This window comes from Alkalihalophilus lindianensis, assembly GCF_032843265.1.
Lineage (GTDB): Bacteria > Bacillota > Bacilli > Bacillales > Bacillaceae_D > Alkalihalophilus > Alkalihalophilus lindianensis.
Map to the genome: position 1 here is coordinate 1 of NZ_JAWJBA010000439.1, position 266 is coordinate 266.

The 266-nt window shown below is 48.9% G+C and carries 1 pseudogene; it reads right to left on the minus strand.

Annotated features, from left to right (window positions below):
* A pseudogene (locus RYX56_RS22940) lies at nucleotides 1–266 on the minus strand (ribonuclease Z); the annotation flags it as partial.

Here is a 266-nt window from a genome sequence, read left to right on the forward strand (position 1 = left end):
CTCATGGATTAACAAGTCTGCATCCTGTGCCAGCAATATCGCATTTTCACAAAATCTTGTATCTCCAAGAATGGTCACTACCCGCCCTTTTTGTGCCGGCCCTAAAAAATCCTGAGGCTCAATTACCCGGCCGTCTTCCAACGTGACCGTTTCTCCGTTCTTAATCTTTCTAAAAATCGGTCCTGGCTTTACCCCTGCAGCCATCAGCTTGTCAGCAAGCAAGGTTCCAGGCCGGTCTTTTTCTACAACCCGGTAGCCATAGGAGG